Below are 5,154 nucleotides of genomic sequence, written 5' to 3'. Positions count from 1 at the left end.
CTCCTTTCATGGTAAGGGCTGGTCAGATTATGCCTCCTGTTTCGAGTACTTTTCTTACGTGAGGCAACGGGGTAGCTTCGAGTACATTTTTGGTGAGGCAACGCGCGGGCTTGACAGCGGCGATTCGGTATCTACCATTCGGCAGGAGGCTTGCCTTAGCAGCCAGCCGATTCACTCCGACCCAGCCCCACCCTGGCGGACGGCGCGGGTATTCATCACCGTTTCCCACAGTGAAATGAAGAGGTAGCACATGCGATGGTTTGGCAGAAGGAGGTGTGATGTGAAGAATGCGTTGACGAGCAGGGTTGCTAAGTTGATGCTATGTCTGGCGCTGTTCTGGTCCGTCGCGCTGGGCAAGCTAACGCTTGGAACAGGCCCGGGGATGACTCTGGTGCCGGTGCCTGCTCCAGCGTTGACCAATCCGACTCACCTGTCTGTTGCTTTGGTGTCGGCCGGGTTTCTGGGCGCAGTGGGCGGGGTCGCGTTCGATGCTGTTGCCCAACCGGATAATATGGCAAGGGCCGATAAGCTATGGTTGCGCTACGAGCCAGACAGCGCGGATGGCAAGAGGCTGGTCATCTACTTGAATGAGATACCGGTGTCGGCCGACATATTTGACTGGCAATTGGTGCCGATTGCTCGTTTCGCGGACAGCCCATACTATTCCTGTTTCACTGCATTCGGCAAGCTGCACGATGAAGCGGCGGCGCGCAAGGCGCGCAAGCAAGGAGCGATGATTCTGAACTACCATCCGGCGTTCGAGAATACGCTGCTTGGGCTCAGGCTGTTCCAGCTCGACCTTCTGGTGATTGATGGTCGGGCCGCTGACCTACCCCGTGAGGATGGCAGATACATTCTCGGTGCGGGCGAGGCCAGTCCGGATGTCTGGGCCAACGAGCTGGCGATGGCCCGGTTCCACCAGGAGCTGATTGCGGCCGAAGCAGAGCTGGGAGAACGGTTTCGTTCGTTCGTTATCTGCGACTACGAACGCGACATCCGGTTCTCGTTCAAGGGAGGCAGGTTGTCTATTACCGGTACGCCTTTGTTCTACTGCTGGCAATACCACAGTGACCAACCGGGTGTTACCGAGCATGGGGTTCGGTCAAAGGTGACGAAGGAATTGGACAAGACGCTGTCATTGGCACGGGCCGAGTCGGGCGCCGCGTTCAATCAGAGCGACTGGTATGTCGAAGAGCTGCTTGCGGTGCTGCGGCGTTACGAGCAGCAGATAACGGTTGAAGGCACCGGTGCGATTCAGGACATTCTGGCCCTTGCCGGGGATGATGCGCGGAAAGGCGAACTCAGCTGTTACACCGATGAGTCTCTGCGCGAGACCATCATCGCGTTGCGGACGATGCTCGACCTGGTGGAGCCGGTGCATCTGGCGGCATACAGCACGTACCTGACCGAACGGAGCGACCAGATACGGCTGCTCAACCCTGTGGTCTGGGATGCGGGCATGACCACGATGCGCTACGCTGCTTTGTTCCGTTACGTCAAGGAACACTATCCAGAGGCATGGCGGTCTTTCATCGCTCAGATAGAGGGTATCGAGCCTGAGCCTCGCGTAGAGACGCCGACCGTGGCGTACCGCTAGGGACAGCGTTGTGAAGCCGCCCCGGTTGTTTATCAGTTTTTCGTCCCGGGACGTGGATTTCGTGCGCCGCTTGTTCAACAGTCTGAAGAGTCAGGGCGCGGAAGTGTGGGACTATTCGCGTCGGGAAGAGGGAATCACGCCCGGGCACGACATCCCCGAGGTCCTGCGCCGGCAGATTGACGGCTCTGATTACTTCATCACCGTGGTGAGCCGAAACAGTATGGACCCGGCAGTAGGACGGTTCGTTCGACTTGAGCTGGAGCACGCGCTGAGCTGCGGCATGCTCGGGCAGGGGCGAATCATCCCGGTGGTCCTGCTCGACCGGGTGCCCGAAAGCTGGCGCGGACCGCACAAGCAGCTTGAGACCACTCTGCATCTTGACCTACGTTCCGATGATGCACGGCAGTACGACGACCTGATAGTTCGTATCTGCCGTCTGATTGCCATTCCCTACAGCCCTCCTTATCTCGGGGACTTGCGTCTGCCGTTCGCCAAGAGGTTTCAGGACGAGCTGCGTGAGGTCATTACATCACCAGCGCTGTATGACGAATTGGCTGTGGCGGCAGACGACTTTGCGCGGAAGTTCGCGGCGCACCAGTGGCAGGAGGCCGACGAGGCAGTCGGGTACATCTTCGTCGCTGCACGCTACAAGTTGCCTGAAACCAGGCTGTACTTCCCGCTCATTGCCCGCGCCATCTGTCAGCTCCAGATGGGACGCTTCGGAGATGCCGAGGAGCTGCTGATGACCGCAATACAGCATCCCAGAAAGGACGAGAACAGTTACGGTGCACTTGGCCAGCTGTACTTCCGTTCTCAGCGCTACGAGGAGGCATTGCAGGCGTTCGAGCGAGCGTTGGAGTTGTGTCCGCCGGACGAGCGACTTGAGCTGCAGTTCAACATCCTCGGCACCCGCATTCAGCTCGGGCAGATTCCGGATGGCGCCGAGGTCCTGGCCGGATTCGACCGAGCCGCACTCGACCCGGACGAACTTGCGGAAGTCGAGAAAATGGAAGCCATCGTCAAGTACAAGCAGGGGAGACTCAATCAGGCACTGACCATCCTCGACCGTCTGCGGTCTTCCGGCCGGGACGACCCGGCTGCAGCGGTCTACGCGTTTCTTTGTCTGAGCGAATCAGGAAGGCGACAGGAAGCGTTGGACAGACTGCGGGCTGATGCCCGTCGTCTTGACGATACCATTCTCCATCACTATCTGGCGAGTTTCTGTCTGAGCATCGGCGAGCACGAGGAAGGATTGCGCATCTTCCGCGAAGTGCTCTGTGCGCCGGGACGCCGCACCCGGCAGTTCATGGTGGAGTACGCCCGCGCGCTGACCACGCTGGGTCGAAGCAGGGAAGCGGGGCAGGTGTGCCGACAGGTGTTGAGTCGCGAGTTTTTCCGCGCACCGGCAACAGCCGAGGACTTCTTCTATGACGGGTTCGCCAACTATCTTCTCGGGCACGGCGAGCGGGCCCGGTATGACTATGAACGTTCGGCCGGATTCTGCAAAGTTTACTATGATGAGCTGATGCGCCAGCAGGTGGCGCAGTGTTGATGCCGGCGGCAACACTCAGTCGGCAGTGAGTACCCAGGCGCTCTTGACGCGGGGGCGAAGGCGGCTATGCTAACGCGTTCGGGCGGTTAGAAGGTAGAGGTTGCTGCCGAAGACAGAAGAGATTGCGGCGATGGATGCTTTGGAACAAAGGCGGCCGGCCACGCTGAGGCGGCTGTGGCGGGCCTGCTCGCGCTGGTGGCAGAACTGGCAGTGGCCGGTCGTGGCCGTGCTGTTTGTTGCCGGTCTAGCGCTTGGCACCATCGGATATGCGCGCTATTTCAGCCAGATTCCCGGATTCTCGCATTCTCTTCTTGACAGCCTGTATCATTCGCTCCAGCTCACGGTACTTGAGTTCAACGCGTTCGACCGGCCCCTGCACTGGACCCTGCATGTGGCGCGTTTTCTGTTGCCGGTGGTGGCGGCGTACACGGCAATCAAAGCAGTAGGTGCGCTGTATTCAGAACAATTGCAGAATCTCCGGGTCCGGCTGTTTGCCCATGACCACGTCGTGATATGCGGACTGGGTCAGCGCGGTCTCAAGCTGACACGTGCGTTTGTTGCCCGGGGCGAGCGGGTCGTGGTGGTAGAGCAGGACGCGGAGAACGACGACATTCGAGCAGCCCGGGACTCGGGCGCAGCCGTGCTCGTAGGCGATGCAACACGGCAGGACGTGTTGCGCCGGGCGCGTGTGGACCGGGCGAGGAGTCTCGTAGCCGTATGTCCGAGCGACGGGCTCAATGCCGAGATCGCAGTTCAGGCCCAAAGGGTCGGCCGAAGCCGCGGGGACAGGCTACACTGTCATTGCCACGTTGATGGGTTCAGGCTGCGCAGGCTCATCGAGAATTCCCGGGCACTGATGCCGGCCACGAACATGGAGCAGGTGAGGTTCTTCAGTATATACGAGAAGGGAGCTGAGGTACTTCTGGGTCTGGAGCCGCCGTTTGACGGAGTACCGGCCGGAGCCTCGCCGCACTTTCTGATACTGGGTGTCGGTCGGATGGGCGAGAGCTTGCTCGTGAGGCTGGCAGAGCGGTGGAAAGAGAAACGGGGAGACACCGTCGTGAAGCTGCGAGTCACGATACTTGACCGGCTGGCTTTGGGCAAGCGTGACTTCCTTATTTCCGAGCACCCGGAGCTTGACGGAGTCTGGGAACTGAACCCGGTCCAGGTGGAGCTGAAAGAACCTGAGTTTCTGACCGGCAGGTTCTTGTCCGAGGCAGGGTGGCACGATGTGCGTCGGGTGTATGTGTGCTTTGACGATGACGGGGCAGGGTTGAGCGCAGCGCTGATAGTCGAGGCCCAGCTCAAGAAGCGCGGCCGGATGATACCGATTGTGCTGCGCACCCGGGAAGGGCACGGGCTGGCAGTGCTGGTTCCCAAGGCTGGTTGTCATGATTGTCCGCGGGATGGTCTGAGGGCCTTTCCTCTGCTGGAACAGACGTGCAAGCCGGAGGTAATACTTGGATAGAGTCGAAATGGGCAGACCGGACGGGCAGGAGCCGAGACCATTTGTTCTGTCGGTCCGGGCAATTGTAAGGGACGAGCAGGGTCGAGTCCTATTACTCAGGCGCTCAACCACGAACAGGACCAATACCGGGGTATGGGAGTTTCCGGGCGGCAAGATTGACCCGGGCGAGAGGCTGGATGAGGCGCTCGTTCGCGAGGTGAAGGAGGAATGCGGACTCGACGTCGTCCCGACCCGGGCAGTCGGTGCGGTCCAGACCGAGCATGCCGGCTTGCATGTCGTTCACCTTATAATGGAAACGCAGCTTGCCGGCGGAGAAGTCAGCCTGAGCAAGGAGCACGATGGTCACATGTGGATTGACAGCGGTCACGTGTTGCGGCAGCAAATGTTGTCAGAGTTTGAGATATTCTGGCGGCGCTTCTATGGAAGCGATAGTGTCTGAGGAAGGAGAATAGGATGGCACAGAATGCTCCGGAGATTCGTGAGGCGGTGCTTCGGCGTCAGGTGCAGGCGTACAAGCGGCAATGCTGGCGCTATGAC

5 protein-coding genes are annotated in these 5,154 nt (G+C 59.8%); all 5 read left to right on the top strand.

Annotated elements, in window-relative coordinates; all coding sequences use genetic code 11:
- The coding region (locus tag ABIL25_09770; protein ID MEO0082553.1) for a hypothetical protein at positions 1-247 on the top strand (247 nt) is incomplete at its 5' end.
- A gap of 33 nt (positions 248-280) precedes the next feature.
- Positions 281-1,597: a hypothetical protein gene (locus ABIL25_09765; GenBank protein ID MEO0082552.1), complete on the top strand. Its 1,317-nt coding sequence runs from the start codon at positions 281-283 to the stop codon at positions 1,595-1,597.
- 10 nt (positions 1,598-1,607) lie between these two features.
- Positions 1,608-3,149 (top strand): toll/interleukin-1 receptor domain-containing protein, encoded by a 1,542-nt coding sequence (locus tag ABIL25_09760; protein ID MEO0082551.1) that lies wholly within the window; start codon positions 1,608-1,610, stop codon positions 3,147-3,149.
- Between the two features lie 100 nt (positions 3,150-3,249).
- Positions 3,250-4,617 carry an NAD(P)-binding protein gene (locus ABIL25_09755; GenBank protein ID MEO0082550.1) on the top strand — a complete coding sequence of 456 codons (1,368 nt, stop codon included), beginning with the start codon at positions 3,250-3,252 and terminating at the stop codon, positions 4,615-4,617.
- Positions 4,610-5,056, top strand: a complete 447-nt coding sequence (locus tag ABIL25_09750; GenBank protein ID MEO0082549.1) for an NUDIX domain-containing protein — start codon at positions 4,610-4,612, stop codon at positions 5,054-5,056. The genes ABIL25_09755 and ABIL25_09750 overlap by 8 nt, the downstream gene beginning before the upstream one ends.
- The last annotated feature ends 98 nt before the right edge of the window (positions 5,057-5,154 follow it).

This window comes from candidate division WOR-3 bacterium (assembly GCA_039801365.1).
GTDB lineage: Bacteria > Hydrothermota > Tepidihabitantia > Tepidihabitantales > Tepidihabitantaceae > JBDRUN01.
Note: the sequence above shows the minus strand (reverse complement) of the source record. Positions and strands in the feature narration are given on the sequence as shown.